This is a genomic window from Flavobacterium sp., from assembly GCF_043722275.1.
Classification (GTDB): Bacteria; Bacteroidota; Bacteroidia; order Flavobacteriales; family Flavobacteriaceae; genus Flavobacterium.
The window spans coordinates 1-15,735 of the sequence record NZ_JAYSPC010000015.1; the positions used below are offsets into that span (position 1 = coordinate 1).

Genomic DNA, 15,735 nt, shown 5'->3' on the forward strand with positions numbered 1-15,735 from the left:
CTGCTATTGTAGATCAGTCAGAGGTTACAGGAACAGCTGTACTGACACCTATCCAGCATTATTTTTTTGAAAACGAAACGATATTAAATAAAAACCATTACAATCAAGCCATAGTACTGAAAAGCAAAGAGGAACTTGACACAAAGATTTTAGGTGATTGTTTGGCTTCCCTTGTGTCCCACCATGATGCGCTGCGTATGGTTTATAAAGAAAAGCCACAAGGCTGGATGCAGTATAATGAAGATGCGAAAGGGGTTCATTACAAAATTGATTTTCATGATCTAAGAGGAGAACCAGATGAACTGACAGCACTAAAAAATATTGGAGAAGCATTGCAAAGCAGTTTTGATATCGGTTCGGGAGTTTTATTTCATGTAGGCCATTTCAGGCTTTCAGACGGAGATCGTCTGGCACTGATCATTCACCATTTGGTTATTGACGGGGTTTCATGGCGTATTTTACTGGAAGATTTATCGACTTTGTACCTTTCTTACCAATCGGGAACTGAAGTGAAACTTCCGTTAAAAACGGATTCTTTCCAACGCTGGGCTTCCTTGCAGCAGGATTTTGCCAAGAGCAGCAATCTGCAACAGGAAAGACCGTATTGGGATGCTGTTTCGAAAGCGGGAATTTCTCAGCTTTCCTCAGATTACGAAACGGAAGTAAAAGTTTCCAGTCTTGACAAACGAAATGGTTTTGTATTGGAGAATTCACTGACCGATAAACTGCAAACCCAAGTGCACCATGTTTATAAAACAGAAATCAACGATTTGCTTTTAACAGGTTTAGGCCTTGCAATAGAAGAAGTTTTTGGCGTAAGCAAAAGCACAGTGAAGATGGAAGGACATGGGCGTGAGGAAATCATTGACGGCATTGATATTGGTCGCACTGTTGGCTGGTTTACCAGTGTTTATCCTTTTGTTCTGGATGTTTCCGGTAACCATGCTCTGGTTTCAGTTAAGGAATCCTTGCGTAAAATTCCAAACAAAGGAATTGGTTATGGTATTTTAAATTATTTGGACGCACCGTTTGAATCGTCTTTGGTTCCTAGTATTCAATTCAATTATCTTGGAGATTTTGGTTCCAATGCCGGAGGATCTAAAGAAGAGGTGATTTTTGAATTTGCCTCGGAAAACATAGGGGCTTCTGTGGATATCAACAATACCAAAAGCAGTATTTTACTGGATATTTCAGGAATGATGGTTGCAGGAGGTTTGAGTATGTCGATAGGATATTCATCAGAAAGATATTCAGAAGAAACCATAGAAAGACTTACACGTGCCTATGAGAATCAGCTAAAAGTACTCATTACTCAACTCTCAGAGACAAAACACTCTGCTATAACCCCTTCAGATGTAACTTATAATACTTTGTCTTTTGAAGAATTACAAGAGATAAATAAAGACAATAATGTAGAAGATATTTATGAATTATCCCCACTGCAGCAAGGTTTTTATTACTATTGGCTTACGGATCAATCCAGCCCTGTGTATTTTGAACAAATGGCTTATGTAGTAAACGCAGAGGGATTGTCTATTGAAAACAGCCAAAAGGCTTTTAATGATTTAATTTCAAGATATGCTATCCTGCGAACTTCATTCAGCAATAATTATGGAGATCAGCCTTTGCAAATTGTTCACAAACAAATATCAGGTAATTTTTCATATGAGAAAATGGAAAAAGCCGATAGTGAAAGTGTTGAAACCTATATTGAGCGACTAAAAACAGAAGACAGGGACAAGGGATTTGATTTTGAAGAACCATCGCTGATGCGACTGAAAATTGTTGAGATTGAAAAAAACCGTTATGTATTTATCTGGAGCTACCACCATATTTTGATGGATGGCTGGTGCATGAGTATCCTTATTAACGATTTCAGCAGTATTTTGAGTGCTATTTCAGCGAATCAACAAGTGAATTTACCGAGCCCATTAAAATATTCAGACTATATAAAATGGCTGTCGAAAACAGACAAGGAAGAATCATTAAGCTACTGGAAGAATTACCTAAAAGGTTTTGAAACCATTACTGACCTTCCTTTTAAACAAAAAAAGGAAAGCGTTACAAGCTTCGAAATCAAACACCTTAAGTTTGATATTGAAGGAGAGTTGTATCAAAACGTTATGAGTTACTGTCAGGAAATAGGCGTGACACTTAATGTATTTGTTCAGGGTGTTTGGGGTTATTTGCTTTCGAGATATAACAATACGCAGGATGCGGTCTTTGGCGCAGTAGTTTCAGGTAGACCTGGCGAATTACCGGGTGTAGAAACCATGGTTGGATTGTTTATCAATACCATTCCGGTAAGGTTGAAATACTCCAATGAAGATACACCGAAATCCTTATTGAAACAAATTCAGTTAGAAGCGATTGAAAGCGCGTCACATCACTATACTAATTTATCCGAAGTACAATCCCAAAGTGAATTAGGAACTGAACTGATAAAAAGCTTACTTACTTTCGAGAATTATTTTGTTCAGGAAGCAGTGGATAATGCTACAGAGAATGCGGATAGCCAGAATCTGTATGTAGAGAATGTAACTGTTTTTGAGCAGACTAATTATGATTTCAATATCGTTGCGATACCATCGGCCAATACCCTGAAAATGGATTTGGGTTACAACGCTGAAGTTTTGGATGAAACGCTAATTGATAATCTTGCTTCTCACTTTTTAAAAATAACAGCAGCATTCAGTAAAGGTGATACAGCTAATCTTAGTACAATAGATTATTTATCAGATCAGGAAAAACAAGAAGTTTTGGTAGATTTTAACGATACTTTTTTTGAATATTCAAACGATAAAACGATAGTGGATTTATTTGAGCAACAAGTAAGTAAAACCCCGGATGCTATTGCAGTACGTTTTAATGCTATTGAATTAACATACCAGGAACTTAATGAAAAAGCAAATCAGTTTGCTCATTATTTATTGGAGAATTGGGAGATCAAGACAAACGATATCATCGGTATAAAATTAAACAGAAGTGAAAAAGTTATTGTTTCGATTTTAGGTGTCTTGAAATCCGGAGGTGCTTACGTTCCTATAGATCCGGCCTATCCTGAAAACAGAATAGAATATATTGAAAAAGACAGCGGTTGTAAAATCGTAATTGACGATTCATTTTTGGGATTATTTACAACAATTTATGATACGTATTCAAAAGAAAATGTTGGTATTAAGGATTTATACGATAGTCTGTCGTATGTTATTTATACTTCTGGATCTACAGGGAATCCTAAGGGTGTGATGATTAATCACGGTTCTTTGCTAAATTATCTGGAATGGGGAAAAGGACATTATTTAAATTCTGAATTAGCAAATACTGATTTTGGACTCTTCACGTCTTTATCTTTCGATTTAACCATTACAAGTTTGTACTTGCCAATTATAAGTGGTGGATGTTTGAAGATTTTTGACCCAAATGCAGATATTCTGGATATCCTGAAAACTTATTTTAGCAGTAATATATCAGGTATAAAAATTACACCGGCGCATATCAGCGCCCTGGAAAATGCTGACATAGAGTCAAGTAATGTACAGGTTGCCGTTGTAGGTGGTGAGGCATTAAGCCAAAAACAAATACAGATTTTAAAAAGGCTGAACCCTTCAATGCGCATTTATAACGAATACGGACCCACAGAAACCACTGTAGGCTGTATTGTATATGAAGTAACTTCGCCTGAACAGGACATCTTAATAGGAAAACCTATTGCCAATACGACTATTTGTATCCTGGATGAGTTCAAAAACCTGCAGCCAAAAGGAATTGTTGGAGAGATTTACATTGGAGGTTCAGGTTTATCCAAAGGATATATAAACCGTCCAGATTTAATGGCGGATAAATTCATCGAAAACCCATTTAAAAAAGGAACGGATTTATATAAATCCGGGGATTTAGGCAGATGGATGCCAGATGGAAATATAGATTACTTGGGTAGAATTGATGATCAGGTTAAAATACGAGGTCATCGTATTGAGCTGGGAGAAATTGAGACCGCTTTACTACATTATTCAGATGCTATCAGGCAGACCGTAGTTGATGTTAAGGAAATAAATGAATACAAAGTGCTTATAGCATATTATGTTCCAACATCAGAAATAAATCATTCAGATTTACGCCAATATTTAAAGAATCAGCTTCCTGAATATATGATACCTGGCTTTTTTGTAGAGCTTCCTCAAATTCCACTAACATCGAATGGAAAGATAGACAGAAAAGCATTACCTGGAATATCAGGAGAAGACGCTATACAAAATGAATATGTTGCACCACAAAATGAGGTACAAGAGCGACTGGCAATAATCTGGCAGGAAATATTAAAATTTGATAAAATAGGAATAACGGATAATTTCTTTGAATTGGGAGGACATAGTTTATTGATTGTAAAGGCGATCAATAGAATTAAAAAAGAATTAAAATTGGATGTTTCAATAAAAATATTTTTTGAAAACCCAACAATAGCATTCTTATCCAAACAATTAATAGAAGGTCAATACATTCCGATTGAGAAAGCAGGGGTACAAAAATCATATCCTTTAACTGCTTCTCAAAACAGATTTTGGGTATTGAGCCAGTTCGAAGATACCTCTTTGGCGTATAATATGCCTGTTGCTTTACAACTTAAAGGGGATTTGGATGTATTAAAATTTGAAGAATCTTTCCTTTTCTTAATCAACAGACATGAAGTTTTGCGTACTTCTTTCCAATTAAATGGAAGCGGCGAAGTACATCAGTTTATAACCTCTGTAGATGATTTAAACTTTAACCTGAACTATGTTGATTTCAGTTTAGACAACAAAAAAGAAACAGCTATAACGAATTATATTGCCCAACAAAATGCTATCGCCTTCAATTTAGAACACGCCCCTTTGCTTAGAGTTTCGCTAATAAAATCTGGAGACCAGGAATATGTATTCTTTATGACCATGCACCATATTATTGGAGATGGCTGGTCATCAGAGTTATTGGTAAAGGAGATTGTAACGATTTACAATGCACTGATTGAGTCGAAAGAAGTAAACCTGCCGGCATTAAAAATCCAGTATAAAGACTATGCAGTATGGTTAAATCAGGAGTTACAACAAGATCTTTACAAAGTTTCTGAAAAATATTGGCTAAATCAATTTTCAGGTTTACTTCCTGTAATCGAATTACCCGGGTATAAAAAACGTCCTTTGGTAAAAACGTATAACGGAGATTTTCTAAATCACCAATTTTCAAATACTTTTTTAGAGAAACTAAAAGTTTTTTCCAAAAAACAAGATGTTACGTTATTTATGGCATTAATGGCAGGAATTAATACGCTATTAAGCAGATATACAGGGCAACAGGATATCATTATTGGTTCTCCAATTGCAGGAAGAGAACATCCGGATTTAGAAAATCAGATAGGACTTTACCTGAATACTTTAGCTCTGCGCACGCAAATTAATAAAGATTTCACTTTTCTTGATTTATTACGTCATGAAAAAGAAGTGATATTGAGTGGTTATGAGCATCAAGGTTATCCTTTTGATGAACTGGTCGATAAACTCGAACTAAAACGTGATAATAGCAGATCGGCTTTGTTTGATGTTATGGTTGTGCTTCAGAGCCAGTCGAAACTTAATGATTTTGAGAATGACAAATTATCAGGATTAGAAGTTTATGAGTACGATGCTAATATTAAAACAGCTCAGTTTGATTTGGTTTTTACATTCATAGAAGCAGATAGTTTAAAACTTGGAATTAATTATAATACTGACATTTACAATTTGTCTTTTGTAGAAAAAATAACTACTCATTTTGAGCAGTTAATTAGCGAAATGATAAATCAGCCTGAAAGTAAAATTCTGCAGATTGATTATTTAAGTACCAAAGAAAAACAACATCTTTTAGTTGATTTTAATAATACTACCGTTTCGTATACAAGAGAAAAAACAATAGTAGCATTATTTGAAGAGCAGGCAGCTAAAACACCTGATCATATTGCGGTCATTTTTGAAAACAGAAAAATCACATATAAAGAACTTAATGAGTTGTCAGATGATCTGGCTTATTCGCTAAAAAACAATTATAATATTGTTATCGGCGATAAAATTGGTATCCATTTAACTAGAAGTGAATGGTTGGTAATCGCTATTTTAGGAATCTTAAAATCAGGAGGAACTTATATTCCGATAGATTCAGAATTACCAAGTCATCGCAAGGCTTTTATAGTAGAAGATACAAAATTGACGTTATTAATAACACAATCTTCTTTTTTACAGGATCTGGATTTCTATAAAGGAAATGTTTTATCAATTGACACACAATTTAGTCCATCGGAAGGAAATCTGATTTTAGATAAAATTAATATAGTTCCAGCAGATTTAGCTTACATAATCTATACTTCAGGATCAACAGGTTTGCCTAAAGGAGTAATGATTGAACATAGTTCGTTGACTAATTATCTTGTTTGGGCCAGAGATTATTATTTAGATAAAAACCTTAACAATACTGATTTTGGATTGTTTACTTCGTTGTCTTTTGATTTAACGATTACAAGTTTCTTTTTGCCGCTAATAAGTGGTGGATGTTTAAATGTTTTAGGATCAAATGATTCGTTTCAAAGTTTATTAGAGGACTACTTTACCAGCGAAATGTCGTGTGTTAAATTAACTCCTGCTCATATAAGTGTTTTAGGGAATCTTGATTTAGGATCAACTAAAGTTCAGCTTGCTATAGTTGGAGGAGAAGAACTTCAGGAAGATCATGTAAGAATATTGAAAAAATTAAATCCGGCTATCAGAATTGTTAATGAATACGGTCCTACAGAATCGACAGTAGGCTGTACCACATACGAACCACAGTATGCAGAAGGAGAAATCCTGATTGGACGCCCTGTAGCAAACACAGCTATTTATATTCTTGACGAGTTTAATAATTTACAACCGGAGGGCGTTATAGGAGAAATCTGTATAGGAGGATCAGGTTTAGCCAGAGGATATTGGAACCGTCCAGAATTAACATCAGAGAAATTTATAGCCAATCCATTTGAAGAAGGAACTAGTATATATAAAACCGGAGATATTGGAAAATGGCTGCCAGATGGTAATTTGGTTTATTTAGGAAGAGTAGATGATCAAATAAAAATTAGAGGTCATAGAATTGAATTAGGAGAAATCGAAAGAAATTTATCTTTAATAAACGGAGTAAAACAGTCCGTGGTAGTTCCTCATATTAAAGATGGAGATAAATTTCTAGTAGCATATTATGTTACAGATATTGTTCTGGATAAAAAAGCAATACAATCAGATTTAGGCAAAGTTCTTCCTGATTATATGTTGCCGGGTTATTATATCCAACTGAATGTTATGCCATTAACAACGAATGGTAAAATAGACAAAAAAAACCTTCCGGATGTTACAGAAGAAGATTTGATTAAAACTGAATACATTGCGCCTCGAACTGCACAAGAAAAAGTTTTGGCAGCTGTATGGTCTGAAGTTTTGAAATATGAAAAAATAGGTATAAAAGACAGTTTTTATAATCTGGGAGGAGATTCGATTAAGTCGATTCAATTGATATCTAAATTAAAACAACGCGGTCATCTGCTAAAAGTAGATCAGATATTAAGAAATCCAATATTAGAAGATTTAGCACTTTTAGTTGAAGTAAATATAGCTGTTGTTGACCAATCAGAGGTTAAAGGAACAGTAATATTAACACCTATCCAGCATTACTTTTTTGAAAGTGAGAATCTGCCAAACAAAAATCATTACAACCAGGCTATAATACTCAAAAGTAAAGAGGAACTTGATACAGCTGTATTAAAAGATTGTATTGCTTCGCTTGTATTGCATCACGATGCTCTGCGTATGGTTTATAACAAAGAATCGCAAGGATGGACACAGTATAACGAAGATGCTAATGGAGTTCATTATAAGGTTGGTTTTCATGATTTAAGAGGAGAACCAGATGAACTGACAGCACTAAAAAATATTGGAGAAGCATTGCAAAGCAGCTTTGATATTAGTTCAGGAATTTTATTTCATGTAGGTCATTTCAGACTTTCAGATGGAGATCGTTTGGCACTCATTATTCATCATTTAGTTGTTGATGGTGTTTCATGGCGTATTTTACTCGAAGATTTATCGACTTTGTACCTTTCTTATCAATCAGGAACTACAACGAAACTTCCACTAAAAACAGATTCGTTCCAACGTTGGGCTTCTTTACAAAATGATTTTGCAAAAAGTATCAAAATGCAAGAGGAAAGACCGTATTGGGATGCTGTTTCAAAGGCTGAGATTTCACAGCTTCCTTCAGATTACATAGATGAGGTAAAAACTTCCAGCCTTGATAAAAGAACTGGTTTTGTACTGGACAATTCAATGACTGATAAATTGCAGACTAAAGTGCACCACGTTTATAAAACAGAAATTAACGATTTGCTTTTAACAGGTTTAGGTCTAGCGATCGAAGAAGTTTTTGGTATAAGTAAAAGTGCAGTGAAGATGGAAGGACATGGTCGTGAAGAAATAATTGACGGAGTAGATATTGGCCGTACCGTAGGTTGGTTTACAAGTGTTTATCCGTTTATTTTGGACATTTCCGCTGATCAGGTATTGGTGTCAGTAAAAGAATCTTTGCGTAAAATTCCAAACAAAGGAATTGGTTACGGTATTTTAAATTATTTGGATGCGTCGTTTGAATCGTATTTGGTTCCAAGTATTCAATTCAATTATCTTGGAGATTTTGGTTCCAATGCCGGAGGATCTAAAGATGAGGTAATTTTTGAATTTGCTTCAGAAAATGTAGGGACTTCTGTAGATATCAACAATATAAAAAGTAACATTTTACTGGATGTTTCAGGAATGATGGTTTCAGGAAGCCTAAATATGTCTATAGGATATTCATCAGAAAGATATTCAGAAGAAACTATACAAAGACTGGTACAAGCATATGAAAATCAGCTGAAAAACCTGATCGAAGTTCTGGCTTTAAAATCTGCAGAAGTAAGTTTGAATTCTGAGAATCTGCCTTACAAAAAAATAGGTTCCGAATGGTCTTATGGTGATTTGGTAGCATTATCTCCTAACCAGGAAAGATTCTATAAGTACGAATATGCCTGTGTGACAATGAGGGATACAATGTATAATTTTAATAAAAACACTTTTGAAAAAGACTTTAGGAATTTTCTTTTAGGGTTTCCTGCTTTGAGTCTGAAATATGAAACAATTGATGACAATGTGATGCAGAGATATATACATCCTAATGATGTGGCATTAGAAATATTGATTGAAGAAGTTTCTTTATTGAAAGAAAAACAGGTCTTAAAAATAACAAATGAATTTTTAGATAAACCTTTTGATTTAGTAAATGGAGCTCTCATTAGATGTCTTGTTCTGGAAGAAGATTCAACTGGCAGAAATGCAATGATTACCTTAAAGATACATCATTCACTATTAGATCATTATTCTGTAAACAGAATTTACGTGGAGCTCTGTAATTATTTCCAGGGAGAAGGTAAACAAAGTAATTATTACCATCCATTTGATTTTATAATAAAAAAAGAGGAGTTCCTGTTGTCTGACCAAGGTTTAAAAGAAAGAGATTACTGGAAAGTTACTTTACAAGAAACACCTTTGTATAAAAATCAAATCAATCCGGGTAAAGAAAAAGTAAACGTAATTCAGGAAACTGTTATTTCGGATGATAGATTTATAAATATCAAAAGACTAGCGAAAAAGAATAATCTTCCGGTGAGTGCTTTTTTCATTGGTTTTTATGAAATGATATTGAATACTGTTAATCTCGAAAATAGAATGCTCTATAGTTTTATGGTAAATGGAAGAGAGCAGGAAGTAGAAGGTATGAATGTAAACAACATACTGGGCGTGACTGATAATGCTCTGCCAATTTCATATACAAAGGGAGATTTGAATCTGGATTTAGAATCTATTCTGGAAATTTACATTGCCTATCTTAAAAACAGGACATATCAAGGTGTGCCTTATGAAACAATTAGAAAGGATATGTTAGATGCTACAGAATATGATATAGATGAAAATATGAGCGGTTATCTTAATCTATATATAAAAGAAGGTTCTGTAAGTTCAAAGAATGCACGTAATGAAAAACTAAATATTTACTATGATGATCTCCTTGTTTTTTACGGAATCAATCTTGAATGTGAGATATATCAGGATGGCGTTTACTTCAGGTTAATGTGCCCAAAAGACATTTATGAAAACACGAGTAATATGATTTCTCTGGTAGGCTTTATAGAAGAACTATTGAAAGACCTTGAGATTAATCAAAATTCCCAAATCAATACTTTTTAAGGTGCAAAAGCCTTATTGTAGAAATTAATATTCATGCTGTTTTTTTAAACAGAAACAGCATGAATTATTTTTTAATAACTCTATAATATTAACATACCAGCCCATCAAAACTGAGAGGATATAATCCAGATAGCAATTAAGAAAAGCTTAAATAAATAAAAAATAAAAAATGAAAAATATACTATTATTACTTATAATCATAATGCCCTTTTATTCTTTTTCTCAGGTAAAAGTAAACGGAGTGATAAAAGATGATGCCGTCTCGATCGCTAATGCAAATGTGGTTTTATCTGATCATAATAACCAGATTGTTAAGGAAGTGAATACAAAGCAAGATGGTTCTTTTGAGTTCATTATTTCCAAAGGAACTTACACCATAACAATCAATCATGAAGATTATGAGCTTTTTATTCAACAATTTATTGTAGAAGATGACTTGCAATTAAAAACCATTCTTTTAGAAAAAAAAGCAACTATATTAGGAGAAGTAGTAATTAAAAGTTCAGGAAATCTGATAAAAAGGAAACTGGACAAAACTATTTTTTCTGTTCAGAATAGCCCAATCGCAAGTACAGGAAATGCATTTGATGCCTTAAAAAGAACGCCTGGTTTGATTTTGAAAAACGACCAAATTTCTATGTTAGGTAAAAGTGGTGTCAAGGTAATGGTAGAAGGTAAAATGGTTCAGCTGTCTGGTGAAGACCTTAAAAATTTTCTTGCCACATTGTCTGCAACTGATATTAAAGAAATTGAAATCATTGCGAATCCATCGTCTAAATATGAAGCAGAGGGAAATAGCGGAATTGTAAATATTATTTTCAAAAAATCAAAAAAGGATGCCTGGAGCGATAATATTTCCCTAACCCATATTCAGGCTAAATTTGGCAAACAATCATTCAATAATAATTTCAGTTATAGAAAGAATAAAGTCAATCTTACATTGAGTACAGGATATGACACAGGATTGACTTATATAGATCAGCGCATAGAAATTGCTTTTAAAGATGAGCCTCTAAAATTAAGAACCCAGCAAGAGAAAAATGATAAAATTTTTTCGCCAAGGTTTTTATTTGACTATGATGTAAGTAAGAATACTAAAATAGGAATGCAATATACAGGATCATTTGTAAAAACAAAAACTGATGACAATTCTACCACAGAACTGTATAATTTCAATAATGAAATTGATGGATATTTAAAAGGCAAAGGAAAACTTGACAGCCGTAAAAACAATCATTTACTGAATTTATTTCTTGAAAATAAAATGGATACGCTTGGAAAAAAGCTTGTAGTGAATTTTGATATTTTAAAATATGATCAGGATATGGCAAATAATATATTGTCAAACAGATATGATGCAAATTATAATTTTTCAAATATTGACTTTGCTAATGATACCAAAACAAATCAAAGTATCATAAATTATAATACAAAAATTGATTTTGAGCATCCTACTAAATTTGCTAATTTTCAATATGGTACTAAAATAAGTTTTATAAATACTGAATATAACACAAACAGCTACGACCTGATAACAGGAAGCCCTGTTTTTAATCCGGAACTTTCAGATAATTTTGATTATCAGGAAAATATACAAGCTTTGTACGCAAACGGAACAAAAAAAATTAATGATAAAATACAAATCCAGTTAGGTATAAGAACAGAGTATACAATAACAAAAGGAGAATCAAAAGTATTGAATCAGATAAATAATAATGAATATTTTAAATTTTTTCCATCTGTATTTTTATCCTATCAAAAAAACGACAATAATATTTATGTATTTAATTATGGAAGAAGAATCGAACGCCCTAATTATTCATTATTAAATCCGTTGCGCTATTTTGTTAACAGTAAAATATCGTCACAAGGGAATCCTAATTTACAACCTGCATTTATAGATAATTTTGAATTATCCCATACATACAAGGAAAATTTGAATACTAAATTAGCGTTCACAGCTAAGACAAATGCTTTTGGAATTATTTTTGATCTGGACGAAAAAACGCAGGAACAATTAATTGTAAAAGAAAATTTTTATAACAATTATGCATTCTCATTAACAGAAAGTTATCAATTACCAATTTTTTCATGGTGGAAAACAGATAATACCTTATTCCTAAATTATTCTGTTTCAAAAAAAACAAATGCAGCTATAGATGCACCACTTAAAAATGGTTTTGAATTTTATGGTTCCATCAATAATCTTTTTACGCTTGACAAAGACGGAAAAGTTATTGGGGAAGTTAATTTATGGTATAATTCTCCATACAATGACAATTTATATAAATATTCGCAAGCATCTTCTGTCGATATAGCTTTTACTTACAAATCGCTATTAAAGAATTTAAATCTATCTGCCGGAGTATTTGATGTTTTTAACTCAAGCTCAAGAAAAATGTCTTCAGAAATTAATGGTGTACATCAAAGTTACATTTCATATCCAAGCAACAGATATTTCAGGATTTCTTTGAATTATATGTTTGGAAATGATAAGATCAAATCTGAAAAAAGAAATTTTGGTAATGAGGAAGAAAGAAAAAGAAGCAATTAATTAATATCAATAGTATGAAAAACCAGTTATTTCTTCTGCATTTTGCGGGAGGCAGTTCATTTTCGTTTGATTTTCTTAAAAAAAAACTTGATTACAGCATCATGCCTATTGCTCTTGAATTACCCGGAAGAGGCAAAAGAATGAATGAAAATCTAATTAGAACAAAAGAAAAAGCAATAGAGGATTATTGCAATCAAATTGTAAAGTTAAGAAATGGAGCTCCCTTTGTTATTTACGGGCATAGTATGGGAGCCACGCTGGGATTAACGGTAGTTTCCAGATTAGAAAAAATGGGACATTATCCGGAACAATTAATTGTGACAGGAAATGCTGGTCCGGGTGTAAAAAGAAAAAAAGATTATCCACGGTATTTATTAAGTGATTCTGAATTTAAAGCAGAGTTGAGAGAACTTGGCGGAATCCCTGAAGAAGTGCTTACAGATGATGAATTGTATGATTTTTTTGCACCAATAATAAGAGCTGATTTTGAATGTCTTGAAAAAGATCCCTTCTCAGAAAAAGGAATTGTAATCAATACTCCAATTTATGCCATTATGGGAACGGAAGAAGAAACCTGCCAGCAAATTGAAAACTGGAACACATTTACAGCTGCAGATTTTCAATATCATGTTTTAAAAGGCAATCATTTTTTTATATACAATCATCCGGACGAAGTAGCCGGAGTATTAAAAAAATCTTTTTCAATAAGTAAACAGAATCTAATAGAAATTTAAAAAGCAAATTTTGCTTTCCTACATATAAACTTTAGTAATTAAAATTTAAAAAGATATGGATAATAATATAAGAGAAGTGTATTGTGTTGAAGATGGGTATGTCTATATATTTGATATTAAGACTACAATTCAAAATATAGACGATCGAGAACCCATCATTATTAATGATATTCTAATTTCAGAAAACCTGTCCATGAAGTTCAGGTATATCTTAGGCAGCCTTAACTTTATGTTTAACGAAACGCTGTCAACAAACCAAAATGTTGAAAAAAAACAATCTCTGGCAGTAAAAATAGTAAAGCTGCTGCTAAAGATAATTGAAACTTTTGAAGGCAATATTGAGTCAACAGATATTGAAAAAAGAATCTATCAAATCGACGCAGAAAGGGTCGAATTAAAACTAAAACTAACTTAAAAGTAAATTACGATGTTAAAAATAAAAAAGAAAGATATTTTTTATCTACTGTTATATGCCATTCCAAATACCTTATTAACATTTGCGATAGTCTATATCATTAACAATGTTATGGCAGGCAATAAGGCATTTCTTAAAGACTATATGGGGATTGTATTCACATCGATCCTGGTATATACCTATTTGTTGAATGTAATTTTTCAAAAAAAACTGAATAAGTTTTCATTCAATATGCTTTATGAAAACGAGAAAAAAATCTTTAAGCAAATACTTAGCGTTCCACTATTAAAACTGGAACAATACGGATCACAAAGATTTTATACTGTGGTTGAAGATTTAAGGACTTTTTCCTTATTGCCATACACAGTTACACACACCATCAATTCACTGCTTATGCTTATACTTTGCCTGATTTATATGTTTACACTTTCATTAGTTTCGGCATTAATAGTGGTAGCACTTATAGTTATGGTAGGCGCCTGTTATTTTTTTGTAATGAATACAATGTCTAAAAAAGTAAATCAGTTAAGAGAATATAATGACGGATATTATAAATCTGTAGATGATGTTATTAGAGGGTTTAAAGAGTTGAAAATTAACTTTTTAAGAAGAGATAATCTAATGAATAAATTCATAATCCCAAACAGAGATGAAGCAATGAATTTAGATTTTAATATAAATTATGTATTCCTGTCTATAAATTTAATCAGTCAATACGGATTGTACTTTGTCGTATCAGTAATTTTATTTGTATTGCCCGCAGTTGGTTTACTTTCAAGAGAAGATGTTATTTCATACGTGGTAATTATTTTATTTATATCAGGACCAATCAATAATATTATCAACCTGCAACAACTCTATACCCGATTTTTTGTAGCTAATACAAGAATTGCAAAATTCACAAAAGATTTTGAAGTTTCTGAAGACGAAACAGAACATAAAAAAGTTGCCCTGCATGATTTTGAATCAGTAGAATTTAACAATGTTGGATTTGCTTATCCAAGTAAAGACGAAGATTCAACATTTGAATTGGGTCCAATAAACCTGAATATTCAAAAAGGAGAAACCATTTTTATAGTAGGAGGAAACGGTTCAGGCAAAAGTACCTTTATAAATTTACTAACCGGGCTTTATAAACCTACAGATGGAGAAATAATTATAGATGGAAAACAAAGCGGCAGTAACGAACAAAATATCCAGGATTTAATTGCCGCAGTATTTACAGATAATCATTTATTTTCTAAAAATTATGACAATTATACTTTAGAAAACAATAATCAATATACAGATTTATTAAGAACAATGGAAATGGACCGTATTATCCAGGATGATAAAGACAGTTCCATCAGAAGAAAATTTTCAAAAGGGCAAAGCAAGCGAATGTCATTGATCTTTAACTTATTAGAAAACAAACCTATTATGGTTTTAGATGAATGGGCTGCTGATCAGGATCCGCATTTTAGAAAATATTTTTATGAATTCCTTTTACCGAAATTCAAGGAAGAAGGCAAAACAATAATAGCAGTTACCCATGACGACGCCTATTTTCACTTAGCAGACAGAATCATAAAATTTGATTATGGTACTATCGTAAAAGAGATAAAAACAACTACCAAAGAAGAATTGGCCGAGAATATTTGGGCATAATTTAAGCAAATTTTTTAACCGGAGATAATCTTACAAACTTCATTAATTTGAAGTTTGAAGGGATTCTTATCCTAA

General features: G+C 32.7%; 5 protein-coding genes. All 5 read left to right on the forward strand.

Going from position 1 to position 15,735, the window contains the following annotated elements:
• Nucleotides 1-41 precede the first annotated feature (41 nt).
• The 5 genes from ACHZDT_RS02350 (at nt 42) to ACHZDT_RS02370 (ending at nt 15,660) form a co-directional block, all read left to right on the forward strand.
• Nucleotides 42-10,310 carry an amino acid adenylation domain-containing protein gene (locus tag ACHZDT_RS02350; RefSeq protein WP_394773118.1) on the forward strand — a complete coding sequence of 3,423 codons (10,269 nt, stop codon included), beginning with the start codon at nt 42-44 and terminating at the stop codon, nt 10,308-10,310.
• Nucleotides 10,311-10,479: 169 nt separating this feature from the next.
• Nucleotides 10,480-12,864 carry a TonB-dependent receptor domain-containing protein gene (locus tag ACHZDT_RS02355; protein WP_394773057.1) on the forward strand — a complete coding sequence of 795 codons (2,385 nt, stop codon included), beginning with the start codon at nt 10,480-10,482 and terminating at the stop codon, nt 12,862-12,864.
• A gap of 14 nt (nt 12,865-12,878) precedes the next feature.
• Nucleotides 12,879-13,598: a thioesterase II family protein gene (locus tag ACHZDT_RS02360; protein ID WP_394773058.1), complete on the forward strand. Its 720-nt coding sequence runs from the start codon at nt 12,879-12,881 to the stop codon at nt 13,596-13,598.
• A gap of 55 nt (nt 13,599-13,653) precedes the next feature.
• Nucleotides 13,654-14,013: a hypothetical protein gene (locus ACHZDT_RS02365; protein WP_394773059.1), complete on the forward strand. Its 360-nt coding sequence runs from the start codon at nt 13,654-13,656 to the stop codon at nt 14,011-14,013.
• 12 nt (nt 14,014-14,025) lie between these two features.
• Entirely contained in the window at nt 14,026-15,660 is a 1,635-nt protein-coding gene (locus ACHZDT_RS02370) for a cyclic peptide export ABC transporter (RefSeq protein WP_394773060.1), read from the forward strand.
• The last annotated feature ends 75 nt before the right edge of the window (nt 15,661-15,735 follow it).

Bases quoted from the DNA above. Each gene is read 5' to 3' on its own strand.
- ACHZDT_RS02355 (WP_394773057.1), top strand. From the start codon at position 10,480: ATGAAAAATATACTATTATTACTTATAATCATAATGCCCTTTTATTCT.
- ACHZDT_RS02360 (WP_394773058.1), top strand. From the start codon at position 12,879: ATGAAAAACCAGTTATTTCTTCTGCATTTTGCGGGAGGCAGTTCATTT.
- ACHZDT_RS02365 (WP_394773059.1), top strand. From the start codon at position 13,654: ATGGATAATAATATAAGAGAAGTGTATTGTGTTGAAGATGGGTATGTC.
- ACHZDT_RS02370 (WP_394773060.1), top strand. From the start codon at position 14,026: ATGTTAAAAATAAAAAAGAAAGATATTTTTTATCTACTGTTATATGCC.